The organism is Metabacillus indicus LMG 22858 (assembly GCF_000708755.2).
Taxonomy (GTDB): Bacteria; Bacillota; Bacilli; order Bacillales; family Bacillaceae; genus Bacillus_P; species Bacillus_P indicus.
On record NZ_JGVU02000002.1, the window covers coordinates 532,721 to 558,719 of the forward strand.

The 25,999-nt window shown below is 46.1% G+C and carries 22 protein-coding genes; 1 reads left to right on the forward strand and 21 read right to left on the reverse strand.

Translation table 11 applies throughout. From position 1 onward, the window contains the following. Entirely contained in the window at window positions 1-1,077 is a 1,077-nt protein-coding gene (locus AZ46_RS05860) for a Gfo/Idh/MocA family protein (RefSeq protein WP_029280958.1), read from the reverse strand. After that, window positions 1,074-2,186: a DegT/DnrJ/EryC1/StrS family aminotransferase gene (locus AZ46_RS05865; protein ID WP_029280957.1), complete on the reverse strand. Its 1,113-nt coding sequence runs from the start codon at window positions 2,184-2,186 to the stop codon at window positions 1,074-1,076. The genes AZ46_RS05860 and AZ46_RS05865 overlap by 4 nt, the downstream gene beginning before the upstream one ends. Window positions 2,187-2,419: 233 nt before the next feature. Between AZ46_RS05865 and AZ46_RS05870 the strand changes: the two genes are divergently transcribed. Next, the gene (locus AZ46_RS05870; protein WP_235728204.1) at window positions 2,420-3,706 is read left to right on the forward strand and encodes a nucleotide sugar dehydrogenase; all 1,287 of its coding nucleotides are present in this window, start codon (window positions 2,420-2,422) and stop codon (window positions 3,704-3,706) included. A 45-nt stretch (window positions 3,707-3,751) separates the two neighbouring features. Here the strand turns inward: AZ46_RS05870 and AZ46_RS05875 are convergent, their stop codons facing one another. From AZ46_RS05875 to AZ46_RS05960, 19 genes are all read right to left on the reverse strand, one after another. Beyond that, the gene (locus AZ46_RS05875) at window positions 3,752-4,465 is read right to left on the reverse strand and encodes a LutC/YkgG family protein (protein WP_029280955.1); all 714 of its coding nucleotides are present in this window, start codon (window positions 4,463-4,465) and stop codon (window positions 3,752-3,754) included. Beyond that, window positions 4,446-5,885 (reverse strand): LutB/LldF family L-lactate oxidation iron-sulfur protein, encoded by a 1,440-nt coding sequence (locus tag AZ46_RS05880; protein ID WP_029280954.1) that lies wholly within the window; start codon window positions 5,883-5,885, stop codon window positions 4,446-4,448. Before AZ46_RS05880 ends, AZ46_RS05875 begins: the two co-directional genes overlap by 20 nt. 1 nt (window position 5,886) lies before the next feature. Further along, window positions 5,887-6,609, reverse strand: coding sequence for a (Fe-S)-binding protein (locus tag AZ46_RS05885; RefSeq protein WP_029280953.1), 723 nt, complete (start codon window positions 6,607-6,609; stop codon window positions 5,887-5,889). 110 nt (window positions 6,610-6,719) lie between these two features. Next, window positions 6,720-8,498, reverse strand: a complete 1,779-nt coding sequence (locus AZ46_RS05890; RefSeq protein ID WP_029280952.1) for an L-lactate permease — start codon at window positions 8,496-8,498, stop codon at window positions 6,720-6,722. A 231-nt stretch (window positions 8,499-8,729) separates the two neighbouring features. Further along, on the reverse strand, window positions 8,730-9,497 hold the full coding sequence (locus AZ46_RS21700) for an IclR family transcriptional regulator (protein WP_029280951.1): 768 nt from the start codon (window positions 9,495-9,497) through the stop codon (window positions 8,730-8,732). A gap of 45 nt (window positions 9,498-9,542) precedes the next feature. Continuing rightward, a complete protein-coding gene (locus AZ46_RS21705) occupies window positions 9,543-10,319 on the reverse strand; it encodes a fumarylacetoacetate hydrolase family protein (protein WP_029280950.1) in 777 nt (258 codons plus the stop codon). A 54-nt stretch (window positions 10,320-10,373) separates the two neighbouring features. Next, window positions 10,374-12,554 carry a malate synthase G gene (locus AZ46_RS05905; RefSeq protein ID WP_029280949.1) on the reverse strand — a complete coding sequence of 727 codons (2,181 nt, stop codon included), beginning with the start codon at window positions 12,552-12,554 and terminating at the stop codon, window positions 10,374-10,376. A 144-nt stretch (window positions 12,555-12,698) separates the two neighbouring features. Then, a complete protein-coding gene (locus tag AZ46_RS05910) occupies window positions 12,699-14,162 on the reverse strand; it encodes an FAD-binding oxidoreductase (RefSeq protein WP_029280948.1) in 1,464 nt (487 codons plus the stop codon). A gap of 3 nt (window positions 14,163-14,165) precedes the next feature. Next, window positions 14,166-15,524, reverse strand: coding sequence for a (Fe-S)-binding protein (locus AZ46_RS05915; RefSeq protein ID WP_029280947.1), 1,359 nt, complete (start codon window positions 15,522-15,524; stop codon window positions 14,166-14,168). 1 nt (window position 15,525) lies between these two features. Then, window positions 15,526-16,827: an FAD-binding oxidoreductase gene (locus AZ46_RS05920; protein ID WP_029280946.1), complete on the reverse strand. Its 1,302-nt coding sequence runs from the start codon at window positions 16,825-16,827 to the stop codon at window positions 15,526-15,528. A gap of 70 nt (window positions 16,828-16,897) precedes the next feature. Next, window positions 16,898-17,596, reverse strand: a complete 699-nt coding sequence (locus AZ46_RS05925; RefSeq protein WP_029280945.1) for a FadR/GntR family transcriptional regulator — start codon at window positions 17,594-17,596, stop codon at window positions 16,898-16,900. Window positions 17,597-17,720: 124 nt separating this feature from the next. Beyond that, a complete protein-coding gene (locus AZ46_RS05930) occupies window positions 17,721-18,740 on the reverse strand; it encodes a zinc-binding alcohol dehydrogenase family protein (RefSeq protein WP_029280944.1) in 1,020 nt (339 codons plus the stop codon). Between the two features lie 112 nt (window positions 18,741-18,852). Further along, window positions 18,853-19,254, reverse strand: a complete 402-nt coding sequence (locus AZ46_RS21710; RefSeq protein ID WP_152554722.1) for a hypothetical protein — start codon at window positions 19,252-19,254, stop codon at window positions 18,853-18,855. A gap of 257 nt (window positions 19,255-19,511) precedes the next feature. Next, window positions 19,512-20,597 carry a Gfo/Idh/MocA family protein gene (locus AZ46_RS05935; protein WP_029280943.1) on the reverse strand — a complete coding sequence of 362 codons (1,086 nt, stop codon included), beginning with the start codon at window positions 20,595-20,597 and terminating at the stop codon, window positions 19,512-19,514. Beyond that, on the reverse strand, window positions 20,584-21,501 hold the full coding sequence (locus tag AZ46_RS05940; RefSeq protein ID WP_235728205.1) for a sugar phosphate isomerase/epimerase family protein: 918 nt from the start codon (window positions 21,499-21,501) through the stop codon (window positions 20,584-20,586). The genes AZ46_RS05935 and AZ46_RS05940 overlap by 14 nt, the downstream gene beginning before the upstream one ends. Window positions 21,502-21,528: 27 nt before the next feature. Then, a complete protein-coding gene (locus tag AZ46_RS05945; RefSeq protein WP_029280941.1) occupies window positions 21,529-22,356 on the reverse strand; it encodes a carbohydrate ABC transporter permease in 828 nt (275 codons plus the stop codon). Window positions 22,357-22,368: 12 nt separating this feature from the next. Then, a complete protein-coding gene (locus AZ46_RS05950) occupies window positions 22,369-23,313 on the reverse strand; it encodes a carbohydrate ABC transporter permease (protein ID WP_029280940.1) in 945 nt (314 codons plus the stop codon). 56 nt (window positions 23,314-23,369) lie between these two features. Next, complete coding sequence (locus tag AZ46_RS05955) at window positions 23,370-24,653, reverse strand: ABC transporter substrate-binding protein (protein WP_029280939.1); 1,284 nt, start codon at window positions 24,651-24,653, stop codon at window positions 23,370-23,372. A 199-nt stretch (window positions 24,654-24,852) separates the two neighbouring features. After that, window positions 24,853-25,995, reverse strand: coding sequence for a GntR family transcriptional regulator (locus AZ46_RS05960; protein WP_051865276.1), 1,143 nt, complete (start codon window positions 25,993-25,995; stop codon window positions 24,853-24,855). Window positions 25,996-25,999: the final 4 nt, after the last annotated feature.

Consider the following 25,999-nt stretch of genomic DNA (forward strand, 5'->3'; position numbering starts at 1 on the left):
TCAATCCCTCTTTTCTTTTAACATCGCTAAAGTGGAGAAATCGTTCATTGGCAGATGGACAGGCTGACCTGTAACGGAAGACTCGTAAAGGGCAAAAATGATTTCCATCGCTTTCTTCCCCTCAACTCCTGAAATGAGCGGTTCAGAGGACTCTTGACTGATTGATTCGATCAGGTTCTCATACATGGCAAGCTGCTCATCAAACGAACGGGAGTATGCCTCCAGTTCCTGAATATCCAGTTCACTTCCTTCTGCGTGCCATCTCGAGACTCTGCTCAATGAAGGCCCCTCTACAGAGAGCGTTCCTTTTTCGCCAAAAACAGATAGAGCATACCCGATATTAGCAGGCTGGGAGATCACGTTTGCCTCAATCACTCCTTTAGCTCCGTTTTCAAACGTAACGATTCCAAGAGCGGCATCTTCTGTTTCTTTGGTCATATTCTTTTGAAGTATTTCTCCTGTGACTTTCTCGGCATCTCCAAGAAACCATTGCATGAGATCAATCAAGTGAATTCCCTGATTAAGAAGCATACCGCCGTCATGCTTCCAAGTTCCTCTCCATGGTGCAGACTCATAATACTCCTTCGACCTGTTAATTCTGATGGAAGCAATCGCGTAGTATGGTGTTCCGATTTTTCCGTCTGCAATCACTTCTTTCATCTTGGCAAGAAGCGGCAGAAACCTGAGCTGGTGGCAGACCATCACCCTTTTTTTCCTTGCTGTACTGAGTTCATTAATTGCATCCGCTTCTTTTATAGATAATGCCATAGGTTTTTCTAATATGACGTGTTTATTTGCATTCAGTGCTTCCATGGCCATTTTGGCATGAAGACTTGAAATGACTGTAATCACGATGACATCAATATCCTGATTTGAAAGCATCTCCGTATAGTCTGTATACGGGATAACGTCCTTTTCATGACCTGCGGCTCTTTTGTAATCGGCAATGGCATCAGCCATCCGCTCCTCTTTTAAATCACTTACGGCTTCAAGAGAAGCCATGGAGCAATCCGCAATGGCTTTCACATGGCGTTTTGAAATAAATCCGCATCCAATCAGTCCGAATCTTACCGTCATTTTGCCTCTCCGCCAAACGCCAGCTTTAAGGTTTGAATGATTTTTTCCTGCTCTTCTTTATATAAGAAAGGATGCATCGGCACCGCAAACAAAGTGTCTGACAGCTTCTCCGCTGCAGGGAAATCCCCTTTGCTGTACCCGAGTGATTTGTAAACCTCCTGCAAATGAAGACACTGCGGGTAATAGACTCCTGAGGCGATGCTGTTTGCCTGCAGCAAGTGCAGACATTCATCTCTTTTTTCAGACTGCAGGCAATATAGATGGTAAATATGAGTTCTGTCTTTGGATACGGCAGGACATGATAGTCCTTTTAATGAGGCAAGTTCCCTTCCGTATTGGTCGGCAAATGCCTGACGCATGCCGTTCCACTCATCAATCCGTTCAAGAACGACAAGCAGAATGGCCGCATGAATTTCATCCAGCCGGCTGTTGTAGCCGATTGAATCGTGATAATACTTCTTCGACGTGCCGTGCATTCTGAGCTTTCTTAACTTCGCCGCGAGCTCAGCATTTGAGGTTGTAATGATGCCTCCATCGCCAATTGTGCCTAAATTTTTTGTAGGAAAAAAAGAGAAGCAGGCAACATCTGCGAGACTGCCGGCTCTTTTCCCCTTGTAGGATGCGCCAAAAGCCTGGCAGGCATCTTCAATGACTGTTAGGCCGTGCTTTTTTGCAAGAGCATTCATTTCCTCCATGTCTGCCGGCTGACCGAAGATATGAACGGGAATGATGGCTTTTGTTTTTTCTGTGATCGCTTTTTCCACTTTCACAGGATCGAGATTGAAACTCGACGGATCGACATCTGCAAATACAGGAGTGGCTCCGACCCTTGAAATGGCCTCTGCACTTGCAAAAAACGTAAATGGAGAAGTAATGACCTCATCGCCCGCCCCGATGCCAAGTGCATCCAGCACCATGACGAGTGCATCGGTTCCATTTCCGACAGCGACAGCATCCGTCACTCCGATCTTCTCTGCAATTTTTGTTTCCAGCTCAACCACTTTCGGGCCGAGAATGTACTGTCCGGAATCATACACCCCTTCTATTTCTCTGAACACTTCTTCCTTTATCGCTTGAAATTGTCTCTGTAAATCTACCAGATTGATCATAATCTGCTCCTTCTTAGATGAATTCAAGTTCGCATACACCACCATTAATGTATGAAAAAGGAAAGGCGGGTGCTACGGCATGTGACCAATTGCCGCAGCCAAACTTGTACTTTTTGGCGTTTCTTTGCACTCTGCCTATTTTCCATTTCTAGTTGATTGTCTATGGCGGATAAAAAGATTGTGCATAACATAACGAGACAAAACTACCAAGATAATGCGAGGAGATTTTGAAAGTGGCAGATAAATACAAAGGTAAACTTGCAGTCATAGGTTTAGGTTTCGTTGGCCTGCCCCTATCTGTTACATTGGCGGAAAAAGGATTTCAAGTGTATGGAATCGATGTGGACGGTAGAAAAATTACCTCTTTATTAAATAAAGTGAGTTATATTGATGATGTGAGTCATGAACGGCTGAAAGATGCGGTGGAAACACAGCATTTCATTCCAACCAGTGATTTCGGCATCATGGAACACGTACAATCAATCATCGTCTGCGTGCCAACGCCTCTAAAGGATAAGAACCCGGATTTGAAATACGTTGAGAGTGCAGGAAAAGAAATTGCCAAACACCTTCAAAAAGGGCAGCTGGTCATTTTAGAAAGCTCCACATTTCCTGGAACGACAAAGGACGTCCTGCTTCCAATGCTTGAACGGGACGATATGAAGGCGGGAATCGATTTTTATCTGGCAAATTCACCGGAGCGGATCGATCCAGGCAATAAGCAGTATGCTGTGACACAAATTCCAAAAGTTGTAGGAGGCATTACACCTGAGTGCAAAAAAGCGGCCTATGATCTTTATTCGCAAGTATATGATCAGGTCGTGCTTGTTTCCTCTGCTGAAGCAGCAGAATTAACGAAACTGCTGGAAAACACCTTCCGCTTCATTAATATTTCATTTATGAATGAAATGGCGGTTTTATGTGATGATCTTGGCATCAATATTTGGGAAGTCATTGATGCGGCTTCTACAAAACCATACGGGTATACCCCTTTCTATCCCGGGCCGGGCATTGGGGGACACTGTATTCCGGTAGACCCGCTTTACCTGCAGTGGAAGCTTCAGCAGTCACAAAAAAGCAGCGGATTTATTTCACTGTCTGATCACGTGAACGACAAAATGGTGACGTATGTGGCGGAGCGCACAAGAAAGCTACTCGGGGAAAAAACGGATCCGAAAATCTTTTTATACGGGGTAACGTACAAAAAAGACGTGGCGGACATAAGGGATTCTACTGCTGTTGAAGTGTTTGAAACAATAGCAGAGTCAGGAACCGATGTATCCTATCATGATCCGTTTATTCCGGTCATGACCATCCATGGTAATGAATACAAGAGCATCGATTTAACAGAAGAGGTTCTGAAGGAAGCGGACATTGTGGTTATTTTAACTGATCATACCCAGATCCCCCTTGACCTGATCGCACAGCACGCACCCATTATTTTTGATACGAGAAACGTGACCAAAAATTTGCCTGATGCAGAATCCTTATTCCGTCTTGGAGACGGCAGAAAAGTCTGATCTGCCAATGCAAAACCCCCGTCTTTACAGGACGGGGGTTCATTTTTACAGATCTGTGACGACAATATAGGATGCTTTAATGGGTCCGTGCACACCAACAATTAAATTGAGTTCAATATCCGCACTGTTGCTCGGACCGGTAATAAAGTCTGCGCATGATGCTAAATGCTCCCCGTTTTTCAGGAGGTTGCGTATATGTTCAGCGGCTTGAGTCAGTCTTGGTACAAGTGTGCTCAGGGGCACAATACATAAATAGGTCTTTGGCAGAAGATGAATCGACCTGCCTTTATCTCTGCTGCTGAACTGGACAACTGTTCCGGATTCAGCAAGCGTTAGATCGCTGAAAGCAATCCCGATGTCTGCGCGTTCGCACGCAGTGATGTTTTCGTCACCAAGTTCATGGTTCCATTCATGAACGCTGATTCCCTTCTCCTTCCACAAAGCCATGTAGTCGCCCAATGATCCAAAGCGAGAATCCTTCGGAATAACTGCCGACTTTGCACCGTAGTCATTAATGACATGCAGCACTTTTTCTGAAAGACCTGCTGCGTCCGTTTCAATATACTGCGTATGAATAAGCAAACATTGTTTTTTCAAAACGTCCGCAAGCTCTTCTTGGCTGCTGTTTCGATATACATCCCATTGGGGATTCGTCTGCCAGTCCGGTTTCGCAACTCCGGACGATCTTCTGCTTCTGCCAAGCTTTGCTGCAACATTTTCAAGGAAAGAGTCCCGATTTTCAATGGTGCCTGTTTTCATCACGTTTCTCCTCCCTCTTTTTCATCCAATCTCTGAATTTTTCTTTGCTCGGTGCCGGGAAATCTCTCACATCCGTCCACGGCTTGATTGGACCCGGGCCTTTTTTGACCATGCCCGAGCTTGTAAATGGAGACATAACAGCGGATGCGGATTTCGTACCCGCGCTGTAAATGCCCGGAGAACTTGCGGCTAGCTGATAGCCTTTCATCGCAAGTTTTTCGCCGAACGTGGATCTGCCGTCTTCTTCTACCATTTTTCTTCTATGTTTGATTAAAAGCTCATGCAGCGGTATTTTCACAGGACAGGCATCCGTGCAGGCTGCACAAAGCGAAGAAGCATATGGAAGTTCCTTATAATCGTCGTACCCTCCGAGCAGCGGCGACAGGACAGCTCCAATCGGGCCTGCATAAATCGATCCATACGAATGCCCTCCAATATGGCGGTAAACCGGGCATACATTGACACATGCCGCGCATCTTATGCAGTGAAGCGCACTCTGAAACTCGGTGCCGAGAATAGCAGATCTGCCGTTGTCGACAATCACAAGGTGAAACTCCTCAGGTCCGTCGGCATCACCGTCATCTCTTGGCCCTGTCAAATTCGTGATATAGCTCGTCAGTTTTTGACCGACAGCACTGCGGCAAAGGAGACTCACAAGCACATCCAGCTCCTCAAAAGTCGGGACAATCCGCTCCATTCCCATGACGGTAATCTGTGTTTTCGGCAGTGCCGTGACAAGGCCGGCATTTCCTTCGTTCGTGACAAGACAGATAGAGCCTGATTCCGCCACGGCGAAATTGCATCCTGTAATTCCAAGATCTGCGCTCAGGAAATCCTTCCGAAGCTGTTCTCTTGCAAACAGGGCAAGCTCTTCAGGAAGCTCGGTTTTGTCGTATCCCCGTTTTTCTTTAAAGGTATCACGGATTTGTTCCTTGTTTTTGTGCAGGGCAGGCACAACAATATGCGAAGGCGGATCATGATCATCAAGCTGCAGGATGTATTCTCCGAGGTCCGTCTCAATAACCTCGCACCCTGCTTTTTCAAGCGCTTCATTCAGATGGATTTCCTCTGTGACCATGGATTTGGACTTCACGATTTTTTTTGCCTTTTTTTCTCGGGCTATTTTAGTCACATATTCGTTTGCTTCTTCTTTCGTAGAAGCAAAAAATACGTGACCTCCCCTTTTTGATACATTCTCGCTCAATTGCTCTAAATAGAAGTCAAGATTTTGAAGAGTATGTGTGCGGATCTCTTCACCAAGTTTTCTCCATTCTTCCCAGTTGCCGAGCTCTTCGGTTGCCTGCAGCCTCCGCCCCTGCATCCTCTCCTGGGCAGAAGCGACCGCTTTTCTCATAAACGGATTATTGACGCCGCTTTCAACCCGATTGAAAAAGGAGTCATTGCCTATTTTCATCGGCATTTCACTTCACCCCGCTGTTCAGCACTTCAGCTATGTGCATGACTTTAATAGGAATGCCTTTTCGGTTGATTCTTCCGCCGATGTTCATCAGACAGCCGCAATCAGCTCCAATCAGAACATCAGCGCCGGTTTCCTGAATATGAGTGACTTTCTCATCCACCATCTGTTCTGAAATCGGAACCATTTTCACCGAAAATGCACCTCCAAATCCGCAGCAGTCCTGGCTGTTTGGAAGTGGCGTCACTTCAAGGCCGTCAACATGCTGCAGCAGCTTGTCCGGTGCGTCTTTCACGCCGAGAAGGCGGGTCATGTGACAGGATTTGTGATACGTCGCATGTGCAGGAAGGCTCGCTTTTACATCTTCTATTTTCAGAACCTCTATTAAAAACTGCGTCAGTTCATAGGATTTCTTAGATAATTGCCGGGCCCGGTCTCTCCAGAGAAGATCCTCCTTGAAAAGCTCCTCATACTCATGCAGCATCGCCACACATGAGCCTGATGGACCGACAACATAATCTGAGGCCTCAAATACCGAGATCATATGCTTGGCGACTTCACGCGTTTCTTTATGATAGCCGCTGTTATAAGCGGGCTGGCCGCAGCACGTTTGTGCAGCCGGAAAATCAACCTCGCACCCTTGCTTTTCAAGAAGTTCGACCGTGTTTTTTCCTACGTTTGAATAAAAGACATCTGCAAGGCATGTGATAAACAATGATACTTTCACTGGTTCCCCACCTCATTTGCAAGAATTTTCTTACTTTTAGTATACATGAACATCGAGGTCTTAACGAAGGAAAAGCGAAAGCTGCCTGAGAAGGGCAGCTTTCTGATTGTTTATAATTTCATCGTTTTGCTGTCTGACAGCTCTGCAGCGCGCTTTTGCCCTGTAGCCACGATGTAAATCGCTGCCATCGCGATGGCGACGGCCACATAGGACCCTAAATTAAAGATGCCTTTTTGCGAATACCAGACGATTGAATACCCAACCGCCCCTGATAAAAGCGCGTAATACGTAAACGGGAAGATTGTTTTTCTGATGACAAGACCTTCTTTTCCAAACAAGCCGACGACGGCAGATGCTGCTACAACGTTATGTACGCAGATCATGTTTCCAGCTGCTCCTCCGACTGCCTGAAGCGCCACGATCCAAGTAGGATCCACGCCGATTTTCGAACCTACATCATATTGGAAAAGACTGAACATCATGTTGCTGACTGTGTTGCTTCCAGCGATGAACGCCCCGATTCCTCCGATAAAAGTAGCAAAGAACGGCCAGAATTCCCCTGCAATGGCAGCTGCCCCATTTGCAAGTTCAATCGGCATTTTATCAAATCCTGCAGCCCCGCCGCCTGAATTGATAAATACCTGCACCATCGGAACTGTAAATATAAGCGCAGTAGATGCGGCGAGAGTCGTTTTGGCGGATTGTGACCACGCACTTTTGTATGCGCTTCCATTCATGCCGTGCAAAAAGTACGTGATGAGTGATACAAGGATAAAGATCGTGCCCGGAAGATAAAGCGGCTGAAAGCTCGCGCTGACTTCAGAGCCGAACATGTTCGGAAACGCAACGACCCATGACTGGAGCCAGCCCATGATAGGAAGCGTTTTCAATCTTGAAAGAACAAGGAAAAGCCCAACTAGAACATATGGAGCCCAGGCCATCATCATGCTCATGCTTCCGCTTTTGTGTGAAATATCCTTGATTTCAAGTGATCCGCTCCACTCAGGATCCCACTTTGATTTCGCCTCAAAATCCCATGCTTCTTCTTTTGGAGGCATAAGAAACCCTTTTTTTGCTGCAAATACCACGATGGCAAGACCGGTCAGGCCTCCGATCATGGAAGGAAACTCAGGACCGAGAGTATTGGCTGTAATGACATATGGAATGGTCATGGCAAACGCCGAGAAAAGGGCAAATTTCCAGACCTTTAACCCTTCAGCAAACGATTTGTTTTTTCCAAAATATCTCGTCATAAGGGCAACGACAAACAGCGGAATCAGCGTACCCGCTATCATATGAAGAATGGCAACCTGTCCTCCAATTGCGGTAACAAGAGCGAGAAAGTCCCCGGTTATGGATGTGTCTGCAGAAAGTCCAGTTTGCACACCTACAAGCATTGGCGTGCCGACTGCGCCAAATGAAACCGGTGTACTTTGGATCACCATGCCCGCAATAACGGCTGCCATTGCCGGAAATCCGAGACCGACCATGAGCGGCACTGCAACTGCTGCAGGCGTGCCAAATCCGGATGCTCCCTCGATAAAGGAACCGAACAGCCATGCGATGATAATCACCTGGATCCGTCTGTCAGCCGAAATATCTGTGAATCCCTGGCGGATCGTTTTTATTCCGCCGCTTTCCTGAAGTGTGTTCAAAAGCAGAATGGCACCGAAAATGATGTAAAGAAGTGTTCCTGCGACCACCAGTCCATTGACAGATGCCGCTGCAACTGATGCACCGGGCACCTTCCACACGAACAACGCAAGCGCAATCGCGGTTATGTACGAAATTGGCATTGCTTTGCTTGCCGGCCATCTTAACCCTACGAGAAAAATTCCTACTACTAAAATCGGCAAAAGTGATAATAGTCCCAACATACCCGTGCTCACTGACATTCCCCCTTTTTCTGTTTCGTATTGCGCAACACAATTTCACTTCGTTTGCGAGGATGCAACATGTTATATAACAATAATTAAAATTGTTGTATAACACAGGCCGCCTCACATCTATTATACAAACTGGACGCTTAATTACAATAATATTTAGAAAATTAACATAACTATTTTGATGCAAAAAAAGGGCCCGTTTTCGCTATAGTAAAAAAACGGGCAATCACATGCTTACTTCTCATAACCTAATCTGGCTGAAATCAGTTTTCCGGTCTCAAGCATTCTTGGCACAAGCGTTTTCAGCCTGTCGTGAGACATTCTTGTCGTTGGTCCGGAAATGCTGAATGCAGCGATGACCTGACCTGAATGGTCAAAAATCGGAGCTGCAATACAAGTGATGCCGGATTCATTTTCTTCCAGATCAAGAGCAATTCCCTTTTTCTTTACTCTGGAAAGCTCCTGAAGAAAATCATCCCTGTCAATGATTGTATTCGGCGTATGAACAGGCAGACCTTTCCGGTCGAGGATATCCTGGACCGTTTCTGCAGGAAGGTGGGCAAGAATGGCTTTTCCGACAGACGTGCAGTGCATCGGTGCACGCTTGCCGACCTTAGAGTGCATTCTCAGCGTTTCACTCCCGTCAAGCTTCTCAATATAGACCACTTCACCCTGATCATATACGACAAGGTGGATCACCTCATTTGTTTCCTGCTCGAGCTTCATGAGGTGAGTTTTCGCTTCTGCTCTTAAATCAATGGAATCAAGCAGCTTTGTGCTGATTTCGAGAAATTTATAGCCGAGCCTGTACTTGCCGGTCTCCTCGTTCTGTTCGGCATATCCGTATTGGACTAAGGTCGCAAGAATCCGGTAGACAGAGCTCTTGTTAATATCCATCTGCCCGGCGATTTCGGTTACGCCAAGACCGCTCTTTTTCATGCTTATAAGAGCGATAACGTCCAGTGCCCTGCCGACTGACTTCACCATGTTTTCCCTTTCCATACTGTTCACCCCGGGTGCGCGTTTTCATTACGAAGACAGGAAATGTTAGCTTTTTACACTCTCACGTGCTTCAGAAAATGAGTTTCTCAGTGTGCCGATCCCCTCAATGCTGCATTCAATGACGGATCCCGCTTTAACAAATTCTGCTCCGACCGGACTGCCGGTTAAAATCACATCCCCCTCTTTAAGCGTCATGACAGTGGAGAGGTACGAAATCATTCTTTTTATGGGAATGATCATTAAATCCAGCGGGCTGTCCTGCTTTAATTCCCCGTTCAGCCTGGCTTGTACATTCACTGTAAATGGATTCAGTTCCGTTTCAATGACAGGGCCAAGAGGTGTAAAAGTGTCAAACGATTTCCCGATTGTCCAGTGTCCATCCCCATGGAAAAAAGCAGGCGCTGTCACATCATTTCCGACTGTATAGCCGAAAACATGGTCGAGTACTTCATCTTCTGACAGATTCTTTGCTTCTTTTCCAATAACAACGGCAAGTTCAGATTCAAACTTCACTTCCTCTGTGCCGGCCGGAATCACAATTTTTTCATCGGGACCGATGACAGATGAAACCGGCTTGAAAAAGAAGACGGGAATGTCAGGGAGTACTTCAGGCAGATCCCGCTGATCGGCAACGAAATTCGCACCGATGCCGATGATTTGGTTTGGTCGAAGCGGTGCAAGCAGCTGTACTTCTGATACATTCAAAACACGCCCAGTATACTCCCACTCTGAAAATAGGTTCCCGTTTATTTCTTTTATTTCTGAATCCAGCAAAACTCCTTGGCAAACATCGGAGTCAGCCGTATAACGGACAAATTTCATGATGATGCTCCTTTCTGTGAGAGAAGCGGGACAGATGCTGCCCCGCTTCAATGATTAGTTTTTAACAGCAAATTTCGCTTTTGCTTCAAGACGGCGGCGGTGAAGAATCGGTTCTGTATAGCCATTCGGCTGATCATATCCTTCAAACACAAGGTCACAGGCGGCCTGGAAGGCAACAGAGTTCCGGTAATCCGGAGCCATCGGCATATACAGCGGATCACCCGCGTTTTGTTTGTCAACAACTTTTGCCATGCGCTCAAGCGTTTCCTGCACCTGCTCTTTTGAACAAATTCCGTGGTGCAGCCAGTTGGCAAGATGCTGGCTTGAAATCCGCAATGTTGCCCGGTCCTCCATTAATCCAACATTGTAGTAATCAGGCACTTTTGAACAGCCGACTCCCTGCTCTACCCAGCGCACAACATAGCCCAGAATTCCCTGTGCATTATTGTCGAGCTCCTGCTGGATCTGCTCTTTGCTCCAGTCAGCCTGTTCGGCGACAGGAACTCTCAGAATATCATCACGCAGATCCTTTGCTTCTGCCTTCATCTGATCTTGCACGTCGGTCACATTTACCTGGTGGTAATGAAGGGCATGCAGAGTGGCGGCAGTCGGTGAAGGAACCCATGCAGTATTGGCTCCTGCTTTCAGATGGCCGATTTTCTGGTCCAGCATATCTTTCATCAGATCAGGCATTGCCCACATGCCTTTCCCGATTTGTGCCCTTCCCTGAAAACCGCTCTCAAGTCCTGTGAAAACATTCGACTTTTCATAGCCGGTCAGCCAGACGGAAGACTTCATTTCATTTTTAGGAATCATTGCGCCTGCTTCCATCGATGTATGGATCTCGTCGCCCGTGCGGTCAAGGAATCCTGTATTAATGAAGGCAATGCGGTCCTTCACCTCGCGGATGGCCGCCTTAAGGTTAAGCGAGGTGCGTCTTTCTTCGTCCATCACGCCAATTTTAAGCGTATGGCGCTCCATTCCAAGAAGATCTTCGGTACGGTTAAACAGCTCGTTTGCAAACGCCACTTCTTTTGACCCGTGCATTTTCGGCTTTACGATATAAACAGACCCTTTTGAGGAGTTTTGGTAGTTTCCGGTTCCTAAAAGTGAATGCTTTGCAAGCAGACCTGTCATCACACAGTCAAGAATTCCTTCCTGAATTTCATTCCCGCCGGCGTCCAGGATTGCATTATTCGTCATGAGGTGTCCGACGTTTCGAACAAACATAAGTGATCTGCCAGGCAAAGTGAATTCTTCCCCGGTGACAGATGAATACGTGCGGTCAGGATTCAGGGTGCGCGTCATCGTTTTGCTGCCCTTTTTAAAGCTGGCAGAAAGATTGCCGGTCATCAGTCCGTGCCAGTTGCGGTAAACAAGGACTTTATCTTCTGCGTCAACTGCCGTGACGGAATCCTCGCAGTCCATAATCGTTGTGAGAGCAGCCTCAAGAAGAATATCTTTTACGCCAGCCATATCCGTTTTACCGATGGAATGGCTTCTGTCAATCTGGATTTCAAAATGCAGACCGTTATTTTTTAACAGAACAGCAGACGGTGAATCGGCATTCCCCTGATAGCCTGCAAGTTTTTCAGAATCAGCGAGCGACGTTTTTGTTCCATTGCTTAATGTGACCAGCAGCTTGCCGTCTGAAATGGCGTATTCCGCTGCGTCTCTATGGGAGCCGTCTGCAAGTGGCACGGTTTCATCAAGGAAATTCCGGCCGAACTCAATCACTTTTTCGCCGCGAACGGGATTATAGCCGCCTTCTTTGTGTGCGCCGCCTTCTTCGCTGATGGCATCTGTTCCGTAAAGAGCATCATACAGGCTTCCCCAGCGGGCATTTGCCGCATTAATGGCATACCTAGCGTTGTTTACAGGAACGACCAGCTGCGGCCCAGCCTGTGAAGCAATTTCATCATCCACATTTTCAGTAGCAATCTTAAAATCAGGTGCTTCAGGTTCCAGATAGCCGATCTCATGCAAAAACGCTTTATATGTCTCAAAGTCAGCTTCTTTGCCGTTCTCTCTGTGCCAGGCATTGATTTTGTGCTGAATCTCATCACGGACTTTAAGAAGCTCGCGGTTTTTCGGAATCAGCTCATCGATGATGTCTTCAAAGCCTTTCCAAAACGCCTCTTCTTCCACTCCTGTCTGAGGAAGTGCTTCTTTTTGAATGAATTCATACAACACCTCAGCGACCTTTAAATTCCCCTTTTGAACGTACCCTTTCATGATTTCTCCTCCTTTGATATCCATTTCATTGTTTCGTATTGCGCAACGATGTTTTCTATTATGCTAAAAAAAGCATAGCATGATTAGGACAGCGCTTTCAATAGTTGTTAGAACATTCTGTTAAATAATCAGTTTGCCTTTCTATTAAACTCCAGCTGTTTTCATCTCTTTCATCTCTTTTTTCACTTCCGCACACCTGCCCGGGCTCGGGAAAAGCTTTCCTGCATTTAAGAGATTCTCAGGATTAAAGACGGCACGGATGTCTGTCTGGGCGGCAATTTCTTCATCTGTAAAAACAAACCTCATTTCCTCCCGCTTTTCGATGCCGACGCCATGCTCTCCGGTTATGGTCCCCCCTGCATCTGCACAAACCTGAAGACAGGCGCTTCCCGCTTCAAGCGCAAGCTCTGTCTGGCCCGGAATTCTAGAATCAAACAAAACCAGGGGATGAAGGTTGCCGTCTCCCGCATGGAAGATGTTGGCGATCCGCAGACCGGAATCCCGGCTGATAGCATTAATCTTTTCCAGAACTTCGGGTAATTTGCTTCTCGGGATGACGCCATCCTGAACAAGATAATCCGGTGAGATCGCCCCCATTGCCCCAAACCCTGTCTTCCGGTTTGCCCACCAGCGTGCGCGCTCGGCTTCACTTTGTGCGGCCTTGACCTCGCGTACGTTCCACTTTGTGCATACGGCCAGAATTTGCGCAATCTGATCTTCAATTCCGGCAGATATACCGTCTACTTCTATTAATAATACCGTTTCAATATCTTTCGGGTGGCCTACTGGAAACGCAGCCGCCTCTACCCCTTCGATCGCTGTTTTGTCCATCATTTCAAGTGCTGCCGGCACGATGCCTGCGGAAATAATATCTGAAACGGCAGCGCTTCCGTCTTCCACCCTATCAAAATAGGCAAGAACCGTTTGTTTGGCTTCAGGATTTTTCAGAATTCTGACCGTTATTTTTGTCACAATTCCAAGCGTCCCTTCTGAGCCTGTCAGCAAACCTAGCAGGTCATAACCCGGCGTATCAGGAATACCGTTATTCCCAATCTCCGTAATGTCACCGTTTGGAAGGACCACTTGGAGGCCGAGGATGTGATTCGTTGTTACCCCGTACTTCAGGCAGTGGGCACCTCCGGCATTCTCCGCTACATTGCCGCCAATCGTGCAGCAGTACTGGCTGGATGGATCCGGTGCATAGTAGTAGCCTTTATCTGCAATTGAGTTTGTCAGTTTGAGATTTACAAAGCCCGGTTCAACGACTGCTCTTCTGTTTTCAAGATCAACGCTGATCAGCTTTTTCATTTTCACAAGGCTGATGATCACTTCGCCGTTAATCGGAATGGCGCCTCCGCTGAGACCTGTGCCCGCGCCTCTTGCTAAAAACGGAAGGTTGTTCATGGAGCAGTATTTGACAACAGCCGCAACTTCCTCCGTATTTTTTGGAAAGACAACTGCTTTCGGCAGATGCTTGTGGATTGTAAATCCGTCGCAGTCATAGGCAATCAAATCTTCCTTCTGATAGAGAATATTGCCGGGGCCAGAGACAAGAGCAGCGAGGCTGACAATGTGCTTGTCCTTTGTCCTGATTTTTTTGACGGCCATTGTTTACTCCCCCTCGAGTTTTTCTTTTTGATACGCCCAGTCAAGAAGCTGCACGGTGTGTACGACCTTTTGGCTTCTTCCGTGTTTCTGAACACCCATTGCCATTTGCAGCATGCAGCCCGGGTTGCCCATAGAAATCATTTCAACATCTTCAGGTACATGCTCCATTTTGCTTTCAAGGACCGCACCTGCCATTTCAGGGTTTGTTATATTGTAGATTCCGGCACTCCCGCAGCATCTGTCGGCATTCGGCATGTGGACCATCTCTACCCCAGGGATGTTTAAAAGCAAGTCCCGCGGCTCTTCACGCACTCCTTGTCCGTGAGCCAGGTGGCATGCATCGTGATACGTAATTCTCGTATTCAGCTCTGCTTTCGGCTTTTCATACCCCGAATCATGCAGGTATTTCGAAACATCCACTACTTTTTCAGCAAAAGCTTCTGCTTTCTCGTGCCATTCTGTGTCTACTTCCCTGAAAAGCTCCCCGTATTCCTTCAGCATGCAGCCGCAGCCTGCGGCATTCACAACAACGGTTTCGGCATCTTTAAACGCTTCAATGTTCTGTTTGGCAAGCTTTCTGCCCGTGTCCCTGTCGCCCGCATGCACATGAAGGGCTCCGCAGCACGTCTGATTCTGAGGAATCGCTACATTGTTTCCGTTTCGGGTTAACACATTAACCGTTGATTGATTGATGTCTCCAAACATCACGTCCATGACACAGCCTGTCAGAAGGGCGACATCGGCTTTTGGGGTTCCTTCAGCTTGGACAACCGGCTGTTTTTTATATTTCGACCGGACCGGCTGTTTGATTTCGGGCATGATCGCTTCCATTTCGGCAAGATGTTTTGGCATGACGTTCAGCATGCCCGTCTTCCGGACCGCTTTTTGCAGGCCGCTTTTCTGGTAAAACTTCAGAAGGCTGCCGACAGCATTAAGCCTGTTTTGGTGAGGGAACAGGCCTTTTAAGAAGAATTGGCTTACTGCTCCTTTCGCACCTTTAAGCGGCATCGCCTGGCGAATCTGTCCTCTTGCTTCTTCAATGAGACCGCCGACATCCACGTCTGCCGGACAGGCAGTTGTGCATGCCCGGCAGTCAAGGCACGCAAACACCGGATCCATAAACTGTTCATTGACTTCAAGCTTGCCGTCTGCCACTGATTTAATAAGGTGTACCCTGCCCCGCGGCGAGTGCTGCTCCTGGCCGGTAATTTCATAAGTAGGACATGATTCAAGACACATTCCGCAGTGCACGCAGTCTGCCCACTTGCTCTCATCCGGATGATCTTTCCATAGGTAGTTGCTGAGACTGGCATCTGCACATGAAGGAGCGCCCTGCTTCAGATCGCTTTCTCTAATACTCACGTCAGATTCCTCCCAAATAGCGTTTGTCGTTTAAAACTGAATGAGGATCAACCGCTTTTTTAATGCCTTCGATGAGGAAAAAATAATCCGGCTTGCTGCCCCATACTTCTGTTTTGTGGCGCATAGCATAAGGCAAATGGGTAACGATGGCATAGCCTCCGAGTTCCTCTGCACCAGCTCTGATCGCTTCAATGGACGCAAGCACATCCTGGCTGCTTCCTCTCAGATGAACTTTTGATAATCCGTGGCCAAGACCTCCATGCGCTTCAGGTGAAGTTCCGTCTGCTTTCCCGCAGATGGCCATCAGGTTAAAAACATCCATGTTTTTAAGACCGACCTTAAGAGAGGCTTCTGTTACCGAACCCGGTTTGCTCGAATAGGCATTGGGCGCGGACGTACAGAAGCGTTCCCAAAATTTCACTGCTTCAACTTCAGGAAGTACGGACACCTGCACATGCTCTGGAACAATGTTTTTAAGAACACGTTCCTGATAACGGACAGAAGGCTCGAAATCTTCAAAACTGATGGCAAGTGTGTACGTTTTCAGACCTGTCAGCCGTTTGGATATTGCCGGATTCATTAATTCCAGTGCAACAGGCTCAAGCGCTGAATCGAGCAGCTGCACGGAAAACTGTTTCATGGCGTCTTTCATCTCCTCAGGATAAGAAAGGAGGACAAGGCTCTGACAGGCTGGCAAAGGCCTGAGTTTTAATGTTACCTCTGTTAAAACACCAAGAGTTCCCATTGATCCTACGAACAGCTTGTTCATGTCATATCCTGCCACGTTTTTTACGACCCTTCCTCCAGAGCGGATGACTCTGCCGTCAGGATAGATGATGCGCAGCCCGATGACAGAATCACGTGCCGACCCGTATCCGAGTCTTTTCGGACCGCTTTCATTTACGGCGACAATTCCGCCGATCGTTGCCTGTTCCGGCCAGGATGGGTCAAGTGACACCATCTGTCCGAATTGTGCCAGAAAACGTTGCAGCTCTTTAAACGGCGTTCCCGCTCTGACTGTCACGGTCATATCTCCCGGTGTATGTTCTGTTATCCCCTTGTATTTAGATAAAGAGAGCTGTATGTCTGCCGAATCTGACAGTCCCCCAAATCCTCTCTTTGTTCCCCCGCCGATAATGGAGATCTTTTTTCCATGGTTACTTGCAAAACGGACGACTTCTGAAATTTCTTCCTCTGTTGTCGGGAAAACGGTGATGTCGCCGTTATTTCCAAGCAAGTGGTTCCATTCTGTTTTATGAAGCACTTTTTCATCTGGCAAGATGGCCGTTAAGTCTGCCGGCATGAACCTTCCTCCTTCGTTAAATAAGTAATTGCAGCAAACAGGAACGGAATAAGGTTATTCTGCTGTCAGTCTAGGAAGAATGGTTCTGGTGCAGACTCTTGTGAAGGATGGATTCTACGAATGTTAAATGTTCCAGCATGCAGGCTTTTGCCTGACTGGAGTGCCCTGAAGAAATGCTCTCGAAGATTTGCTCGTGGTGTTTGGAAATCGTTTTGACGGTTTCCGGGCTGCTCTGTATAAACCGGTGGAAATCAATCATTGAGTGTTTAATCGTTTCAGAAATGAATGTAACGAACTGCATCAGAAGCGGATTGCCCGTCGCTTTTGCAATCGCCGAATGGAAACGGTAATCGTCTTCCCAAGGGGAATCTCCTTGAGATTTCAATATATGCTTCATTTCAGCAAGGTCACGTTCGCTCCTGCTGCCAGCGGCCATCTCAGCCATTCCTGTCTCTACGATTTTTCGCACTTGGAAAAGCTCAGTCACCTTTTTGGGGTCGGAAAAATAGAGATTCTGATTAAAGATCCTGGAAGAATCAAAAGGGGTTACATAAGTGCCTTCCCCTTGCTTGACAGTAACTAAACCCTTTCCTTTCAGGACTGTAATGGCGTCACGGACTGCAGAGCGCCCAACGCCGAACTGGTCGCACAGCTCTCTGACAGAAGGAAGCTTCTCTCCGGGATTTATCACTCCTGATGCAATCATCTCTTCCAGCTGCTCGCTCACCGTTTCAGAAACCTTCTTTGTGACAATTTTTTCAATATGCACGTTTCGCCCCTCCTTCCTTTTCGGATATCACATATCAGACAAGTTATAAATCTATTAAAACACGCCATTCGACAAACTTCAATTATTTTTTGAATTTACTGAAAAAACAGCCCTAAGGCTGTTCTCAGAAATCTTGAAGAACGATTTTTCCAATTGTCTTTCCGGACTCAATCTTTTTATGGGCTTTTTTCAGGTTATCAGCATTAATAGGGCTTAATGTTTCGTTCACTGTTGTTTTTAATGCCCCTTCCTCAATCAGTTTGCTGATTCTGTTCAAGAGGACCTGCTGCTGATCCATATCTTCTGTTTCAAACATCGCTCTTGTGAACATAAACTCCCATACAAATGCAGCACTCTTGTTTTTAAGAAGATTCAAGTCAAGAGGCTCTTTATTTTCCACAATGGAGCAGACCGTTCCCTGGGGCTTAATGATTTCACTCATTCCTTCCCAGTGCAAGTCTGTATTGTTCAGGCAGAAAATATAGTCAGGATCAGCGATGCTGAGATCCTCAATCTGCTTTTTCATCGGACGATGGTGATTAATGACAGCATCTGCCCCAAGTTCCTTTACCCACTTCACGGTTTCATCGCGTGATGCGGTTGCAATGACATGAAGCCCTGCCCATTTGGCCAGCTGAACAGCTATTGAGCCGACACCGCCTGCACCGCCGATAATCAGCACGGATTTCTGCTGATTTCTGCTGCGGTCATCCGGATCTATGCCCATTCTGTCAAAAAGGCCTTCATAGGCTGTAATCGCAGTTAAAGGAAGAGCTGCCGCTTCCGGAAACGAAAGATTAGCGGGCTTTCTGCCAGTTATCCGTTCATCAACAAGCTGAAATTCACTGTAAGATCCCTGCCTCGTAATGCTTCCTGCATAATACACTTCATCTCCGGGTTTAAAATCCGTGCAGTCCGGACCGCATTCGACGACGATTCCGCTCGCATCCCATCCAAGAATTTTAGCCGCTTCTTCTTCCTGCTCCTTTGGCGCACGGACCTTAGTATCAACCGGGTTAACAGAAATAGCTTTAACCTCCACAAGCAAATCTCTGCCCTGCGGTTTTGGTTTTTCCATTTCCAGATCAATCAGGCTTTCCTCATGCTCAATCGGCAAATACTTATACAAACCTACTGCTTTCATGCCCCTCACTCCTTCGCATCATTTATGATTAAGTATGCTTGCCTTGAAAAAAATTATCAAATGATACGGTTTGTGAAGAGTTGTGGGATAAGTGCCTTCAGGAACATAAATGTCAGGTTTGATGGTTCTTTTCTTCTTGATAAGTGCCATCAAGAAGTAAGATTCCAGTTTTGATGGTTCCTTTCTGCTGGATAAGTGCCACCAATGACACAGATATCAGTTTTGGTGGTTCTAAACTGCTGGATAAGTGCCACCAAGAACAGAGATTACAGTTTTGATGGTTCCTTTCTGCTGGATAAGTGCCACCAAGAACAGTGATTACAGTTTTGATGGTTCCTTTCTGCTGGATAAGTGCCACCAAGAACAGTGATTCCAGTTTTGATGGTTCCTTTCTGCTGGATAAGTGCCACCAAGAACAGTGATTCCAGTTTTGATGGTTCCTTTCTGCTGGATAAGTGCCATCAAGAACAGTGATTCCAGTTTTGATGGTTCTAAACTGCTGGATAAGTGCCACCAATAACGCAGATTTCAGTTTTGGTGGTTCCTATCTGCGGGATAAGTGCCGCCAATAGCGCATATTACAGTTTTGGCGGTTCTAATCTGCTAGATAAGTGCTATCAAAATAGCAGATTTCGATTTTGGTGGTACTACACTGCTTGGATAAGTGCCACCAATAACTCAGATTCTAGTTTTAGTGGTTCTTCACTCTTGAATAGTGACATCAACAACACACCAAAAAACACCCCTCCGCATCGTGAGGGGTGCACCATATTAAGCAAAAACCGGAACCTTAATCTCCACTTCCCGCCCTTGTTCAGAGGAGCGCAGAATGCCGTCGATAATCGCCTGGTTAATTAAAATTTCCTCTGCAGGGATCGGGGCAGGACGCTGCTCAATAATTGCTGCTACAAAGTCTCTTACTTTTTCATGGAAAATATCAATCTTGTGGTCGATAACCGGGATTGTCGTCTCAGCATGCTGGCCGGCTATATCATGGAACATGGAAATGCTCCCTATTCCGCCGTCCCACACACCGCTCCACGGTCCCGTACCTGCAGGCGTAAGTTTGAGTCCAGCATCTTTGCCGAGAAACAGCGTCGGACCGAGTGAATCCATATGCATCGCCCAGGAAATTTTAAAATTCAGCACTTTTCCGCCTTCAAGTCTGACCATCGCGACACCAAAATCTTCTACTTCAAATCGATCTGCTTCATGATGATAAAGAGGATTTGTTCCGAAATGATTTGATGTGTAGGCTGAAACGGTCAGCGGCTTTGGATAATTCAGTGCATGCAAGGCAAGATCGAGTGAATAGCAGCCGATATCAGCCATGGCTCCTGCACCGGCAAGATCTTTGTTTATAAAGGTACCTCCAGGCATGCCTCTTCTTCTTCCGCCGCCAGTCTGTATATAGTAGACATCTCCGAGCTGCCCTGATTGAATGATCTCTTTAATATTTTTCATATTCGGATCATAGCGCGGCTGAAAGCCAACCGATAGCATTTTCCCCGTACGGCGTGCTGTTTCAACCATGTCAATCGATTGCTGGAGAGTGACTGCTAAAGGTTTTTCCACTAAAACATGTTTGCCGGCAAGCAGCGAATCAATGCTAGTTCGGTGATGTGTGACGTTCGGTGTGCAGACACTTACACCATCAAGATCAAGCTCCAATAGATCCAGGTGATTGTCAAACGCATGAGCACCTTCAATTCCAAGCATCTGGATAAATTCCTGCGCTTTTCCGGGAACAACATCAGCCACTGCTGCAATGGTTACATCTTTCATTTGCTGATAAGCTTTTGCGTGCAGGACGGCAATTCCCCCGCTTCCGATTATTCCAATTTTAATGGTTGACATTAGCGATTCCCCCCGTTTTTTCTTCTTGAAAAATTGTTTTTAAATAGTCTATGGCTGTTTTGATTCCCTCTTGTTCTTTTGCGAGCGACCCCCAGTAGTTGTGATCCTCGAGCTCTATGCTGATAGGACCCGTGTATCCAAGCTGTTCAAGTTTGGCAGCTGTTTTTTTCCAGTCAACTTCCCCTTCGCCTGGAATTGTGTATCGCCATGGCCCTTCTGAAAAATCATATTTAGCGCCAAAAACGGAAGGCAAGTGGCCGGAATCGTATTGCTCCTGCTGGAGAAGCAATGTATCTTTTCCATGACAGTAAAGCACCTTCGAGCCGAACTCTTCCAGGAACTTCAGAGGGTCAATTCCGAGCCTGACCAAATGCGAAGGGTCATAATTAATGCCGAAATGGTTTGAAGGAATTTCCTTAAACATATATCTGAGAACCTCAGGAGTTGCTCCAAGTGTCGGGAAAAGCGGTGCAGGTCCAGGCCATCCTTCAAGCGCGATGTATAAATCGTGTTCCTCCGCGAGCCTTACGACTTCAGGAAATGTCTGTTTCCAAATCTCAAGCGAGCGGCTGACAGGCTGGAGACTGTCTTCAGGGACTAGACACATAAATATGACTTTTCCGCCTAATGTCGAGATTTCCTGAAATTGATTCTTCAAGGCAATTACAGCTTGAGCGCGTTTTTCTTCATCTTCACTGAGCAAGGCTGTACCGCCTACTGCTCCTCTTCCGTCAATGGAACCTGCTTCGATACCATTATCGGACAGAATGGTTTGAACATCTTCATCTAAATAAGGCAGATCAAGAACGCCGATTCCGTTTTCTTTTGCCCATTTCACTGTGTACTCCAGTCCTTTTGTCCCGAAATGCGGAGGAATTCTCATGCCGATTTTATTCTTCATCATACTTCACCATCCCTTTATATTTGTGTTTTATCCTTTAATTCCGCTGAAGGTAATTCCTTTAATAAACGTTTTTTGCAGGAAGAAAAACAGCAGGATAATCGGCAGCGTCATGAGTGTCGATACAGCCATCATCAATCCCCACTCTGTTCCCCGCTGGCTTTGGAATTGCTGCAGACCAAGCGACAGGGTATAGGAAGCTTCATCTGTCAAATACAGAAGCGGACCGAGGAAATCTGTCCAGCTGCCCATGAACTGAAACAATCCGACTGCGAGAACCGCAGGTTTTGCAAGAGGCAGCATAATCTGCCAGTAGATTCTGAACTCGCCTGCTCCGTCAATTCTTGCTGCGTCCATAAGCGTATCAGGAAGACCGAGAAAGAACTGCCTGAGGAGGAATATGTAAAAAGGTACCCCGAAAAAGACCGGAACGATTAAAGGAAGCGGGCTCCCCACCCATCCAAGCTTTTCAAATAGGATAAACAATGGGATCATAGTCACCTGACCCGGAATCATCATCACCGCAATCGTGATAATAAACAGCACATTGCTGCCTTTAAACTTAAGCTTTGCAAATCCATAAGCAACAAGCGGACACGTAATCACTGCCCCGATCGTGCTGAACACTGTGATGACCACCGTATTTTTCAAATAAGTAAAAAACGGAATATATTTAATTGCATCCGCATAGTTGCTCCATTTAAGCGGTGATGGCAGCCATTCAGGAGGGAACGTGAAAATCTGCGTCTGATCTTTGAGAGAGGTCGACAGCATCCAGATGAACGGCACCAGGAAAAAGACAGACATGATAATCAGCACGGTATGCGCAAAAATACTTTTTGACGTTTTTTTCTTCATTTCATTCCCTCCTTATTTGCCCTGATAGTGAACCCAGCGTTTTGAGGTGGAAAAAATAACAGCTGTCAGAAGCATGATGATGGCAAACAAGATCCATGCCATGGCAGATGCATAGCCCATTTTGAAAAATTTAAACCCGTTGTCATAGAGATACATCACATAGAAGGTCAGCGAATTTGCAGGAGTTCCCTGCCCCCCGGTAAGAGCGTAAGGCAAAGCAAATTGCTGGAACGCACCGATGACACCCATCACAAGGTTAAAAAAGATAACAGGAGTCAAAAGCGGAAGCGTAATATGCACCGTTTTTTGAAACCAGTTTGCCCCGTCCACTTCTGCAGCATCATAATAGTCTTCTGAAATATCTGTCAGCCCTGCAAGATAAATGACGACCGCCTGACCAATGCCCCACAAGGACATGATCACGATGGAAGGTTTTGACCACGTTTCGCTTCCAAGCCATGCGGGGCCTTGAATGCCAAAAAGGTCAAGCATTCCGTTGACAAGTCCAAACTGCGGATTAAGCAGCCACATCCACAGAACAGCAAGCGCTACTTGAGGCACTAGAGTCGGGAGGAAAAAAATCGTTCTGTATACGGTCATGCCTCTGATCTTCAAATTCAGAACCATGGCAAGACAGACCCCGAAAATAATGCTTAACGGTACATATAAAGCGGCGAAATAAATCGTATTGGCTACAGATTTCCAAAATAAATCATCATTCATCAAATCCCTGTAATTCTGAAGGCCGACGAACTCGCCGGGCTGAAGAATGCTGTAAGTCGTAAAACTGAAATAGATGGAAGACAGTAAAGGAAAAGCGTAAAAAATAATAAGACCAAAAAGCCACGGGGTGACAAAGAGCCAGCCGTACAAGGATGTTTTGTTTCTCCATTTTTTCTTTTTTACAGCTGCTGCCTTATTAGCGGTAACCGATGTGCTCAGTTCGGGCTGCTGCATTCTTACTTCCCTCCTTAGCGGAGGGGATTCTTTTGAGCAAGAATCCCCCAGGCCAATTATTTTAATGCTTTCTCCACTTTCTCATTTACTTTTTCAAGAAGTTCATCAGGCTCTCCATTTCCCCGTGTCGCATTTTCCACGGCACTGGCTAATTCATTCCAGTAAAGAGTTCCCTGCGTCATGACCGGTCTGTGATTGCTTGATGGCAGGATTTCAACAAACTCATTTAGAATCGGGTCATCTTTATAGCCTAATTCTTCATTGACAGAATCTTTAATTGAGAAATCTTTGGCAATGCCGCTGAAGATTTTCTGCCCCTCTTCTCCGCTGAAAAACTTTAGGAATTCCCATGCTGCTTCTTTCTCTTTTGCTCCTTTCGGAATGACGACCGACCAGCCTCCTGACCAAGTCGAGAAGTTATCGCCTGTCGGAGTTGGTATCGGGAATACGCCGTATTCAAGATCAGGCTTGAATTTGTTAATAGCCGAAACTGTCCATGGTCCGCTGATTTTCATGCTGATCTGCTCTGTCAGGAACGGATCCATCGCGCCTGTCCCCTGTGAATTCGTAAAAGCAGTAATGTCTTCAATGTTGTATTTTTTTGCATAATCGGCAATCCATTGAAGCGCTTCAACATTTTTTGGATCGTCAGCTGTTACTTCTTTTGTTTCAGGATTGTAGAAATCTCCCCCGAAAGCCCAGCCCCATCCATAGAACCAGCCTTGATCAAGCCATGGAATGAAACCGATTTGGGAAAAGCGTTTTCCATCTTTAATCGTCAGTTTTTCAGCTGCATCTTCGAGTTCCGCAATTGTTTTTGGAGGATTATCCGGATCAAGCCCGGCTTTTTCAAAATGTTTTTTGTTGTAGTAGACAAGCCTTGAATCTGTAGTCGTCGGCAGTCCGTAAAGTTTATTTTCATATGACGCTTCTTCCCATGCAAAAGGGTAGAACTGGTCTTTTGTAATCTTATCTTTTTCAGCAAGATCACTTAAATCTTCAAGTGAACCCTGTGCGGCCCACGAAGCAATTTCAAAGCGGTCAAAATAAGCAACATCCGGGGGATTTCCACCTGCAATAGATGACAGGAGCTTCTCATTAGATCCTTCACCCTGGTTGGCAATGTAAACGGACTTGACTTTAATATCCGGATGTTTTTTTTCAAATGCTTTTACAACCTCATTTACAGCATCACCTGTAATATCTGTCATCGGATGCCAAAATGTGATTGTCGTTTTTCCGTCTTCGCTTTTACTCGAAGATGATTCAGAGCTGCATCCTGCTGCGACAAGCAAAAAACAAATCATTACTGCTGTAAGTAAACTTTTTACACACTTCATCAAAACTCCCCCTGTTTTAAATGAATGGAAAACGGTGAACATAACCTCCCTCCAAAGTTATAAAAGCGCTTACAAATAACATAATGACTTGTCATGTTGATATGTTTTATAGTTAATATATTAATTGGTTAAGATTTTATAAGTCAACCTATTTTTTCTGAATTTTTAAAAATAAAAAAATAGGCCTGCATATTCAGGCCTAGTACATATCGCGGTGCATAGTTTTTTCTGTTTCCCCTTCAACGATCTTATGAGGGACAAAGACATGCTGAACAGCAAACTTGTGATCAGACATCTTTTCCATCAGAAGATTTACCGCATTACGGGAAATTGTCCACTCATCCTGCTTAATATGAGTGAAATGAATTCGGCCGTTGCCGGGAGAATCAAAGCAGACGACTGAAATATCTTCAGGGACTTTCCTGCCTGATGCACGAAGTCTTTCAACCGCGAGTTCTGCGATCGAATGCTCGCACGCAGCCACCGCTGTAAGATTTTTATGCTTTGCAAAATAAGAATCAAGTTTCTGAATGTCTTCCTTAAAAATGTCAGGATTGCCTGCGCTGTGAATAGGCATGCTGTTTTTTATTTCAGTCAGAATATACTCTCTGTTAAGCTTGACTCCGAACTCAGAATGCGCAAGCTGAAATCCCATGATGCGTTCTTCAATGGCTGTCGTGCCATCAGGCGGCGGAGACAAAAAGCCGATTTCTTTATGGCCGAGATCAAAGAGATGTGCAGTGAGCTCCCCTGCTGCTTTTTGATGGTCCGTGCAGACAAATGAGGCGGGTATCCCTTTAATAAAGCGGTCAATGAGAACAACGGGAAAATTCCTTGAAACAAGCTCAAGCAATTTGTTGTTCACATGCTCTCCATGAACAGGAAAAACGATCAGGCCCTCTGCCCCGATGTCAAGAAATTCATTCACGGCACGTTCTTCTATTTCTTTTTTCCCGTAGCTCATTTTGAACAAAACCGTAAAACCATAGTCACTGCAATGTTTTTCAATCCCTTTTACAAGATTCATTCCGTAGCTTTCATCAAAGCCCGGGAGAATAAAACCGATCAATTTGCGGGCCTGACTTCTGCGTTCGGCATGAGGTGCAGCATCCGTCCCCGTGTGGGCATTCGTAACAAATGAACCCTTCCCTTGAATTCTTTCAATATAATGTTCTTCTGATAAGAGATCGAGTGCTTTTTTTGAAGTAATTCTGCTCACTTCAAATTGCTCTGCCAATTCTTTCTCAGAGGGAACTTTTTCACCATGTTTAAGGGTGCCGCTTTTTATTTGATTCAATAGAGATTGATACACCTTCAGATAAAGAGGGTTAAAAGTTGTCATATCT

Excerpts from the sequence above, each read along its gene's own strand:
- AZ46_RS05945 (WP_029280941.1), bottom strand. The coding sequence starts at position 22,356 with ATGAAGAAAAAAACGTCAAAAAGTATTTTTGCGCATACCGTGCTGATT.
- AZ46_RS05950 (WP_029280940.1), bottom strand. The coding sequence starts at position 23,313 with ATGCAGCAGCCCGAACTGAGCACATCGGTTACCGCTAATAAGGCAGCA.
- AZ46_RS05910 (WP_029280948.1), bottom strand. The coding sequence starts at position 14,162 with ATGGCCGTCAAAAAAATCAGGACAAAGGACAAGCACATTGTCAGCCTC.
- AZ46_RS05865 (WP_029280957.1), bottom strand. The coding sequence starts at position 2,186 with ATGATCAATCTGGTAGATTTACAGAGACAATTTCAAGCGATAAAGGAA.
- AZ46_RS21705 (WP_029280950.1), bottom strand. The coding sequence starts at position 10,319 with ATGAAATTTGTCCGTTATACGGCTGACTCCGATGTTTGCCAAGGAGTT.
- AZ46_RS05880 (WP_029280954.1), bottom strand. The coding sequence starts at position 5,885 with ATGCCGATGAAAATAGGCAATGACTCCTTTTTCAATCGGGTTGAAAGC.
- AZ46_RS05960 (WP_051865276.1), bottom strand. The coding sequence starts at position 25,995 with ATGACAACTTTTAACCCTCTTTATCTGAAGGTGTATCAATCTCTATTG.
- AZ46_RS05940 (WP_235728205.1), bottom strand. The coding sequence starts at position 21,501 with ATGATGAAGAATAAAATCGGCATGAGAATTCCTCCGCATTTCGGGACA.
- AZ46_RS21700 (WP_029280951.1), bottom strand. The coding sequence starts at position 9,497 with ATGGAAAGGGAAAACATGGTGAAGTCAGTCGGCAGGGCACTGGACGTT.
- AZ46_RS05930 (WP_029280944.1), bottom strand. The coding sequence starts at position 18,740 with ATGAAAGCAGTAGGTTTGTATAAGTATTTGCCGATTGAGCATGAGGAA.
- AZ46_RS05860 (WP_029280958.1), bottom strand. The coding sequence starts at position 1,077 with ATGACGGTAAGATTCGGACTGATTGGATGCGGATTTATTTCAAAACGC.
- AZ46_RS05875 (WP_029280955.1), bottom strand. The coding sequence starts at position 4,465 with ATGAAAACAGGCACCATTGAAAATCGGGACTCTTTCCTTGAAAATGTT.
- AZ46_RS05935 (WP_029280943.1), bottom strand. The coding sequence starts at position 20,597 with ATGTCAACCATTAAAATTGGAATAATCGGAAGCGGGGGAATTGCCGTC.
- AZ46_RS05905 (WP_029280949.1), bottom strand. The coding sequence starts at position 12,554 with ATGAAAGGGTACGTTCAAAAGGGGAATTTAAAGGTCGCTGAGGTGTTG.
- AZ46_RS05955 (WP_029280939.1), bottom strand. The coding sequence starts at position 24,653 with ATGAAGTGTGTAAAAAGTTTACTTACAGCAGTAATGATTTGTTTTTTG.
- AZ46_RS05920 (WP_029280946.1), bottom strand. The coding sequence starts at position 16,827 with ATGCCGGCAGACTTAACGGCCATCTTGCCAGATGAAAAAGTGCTTCAT.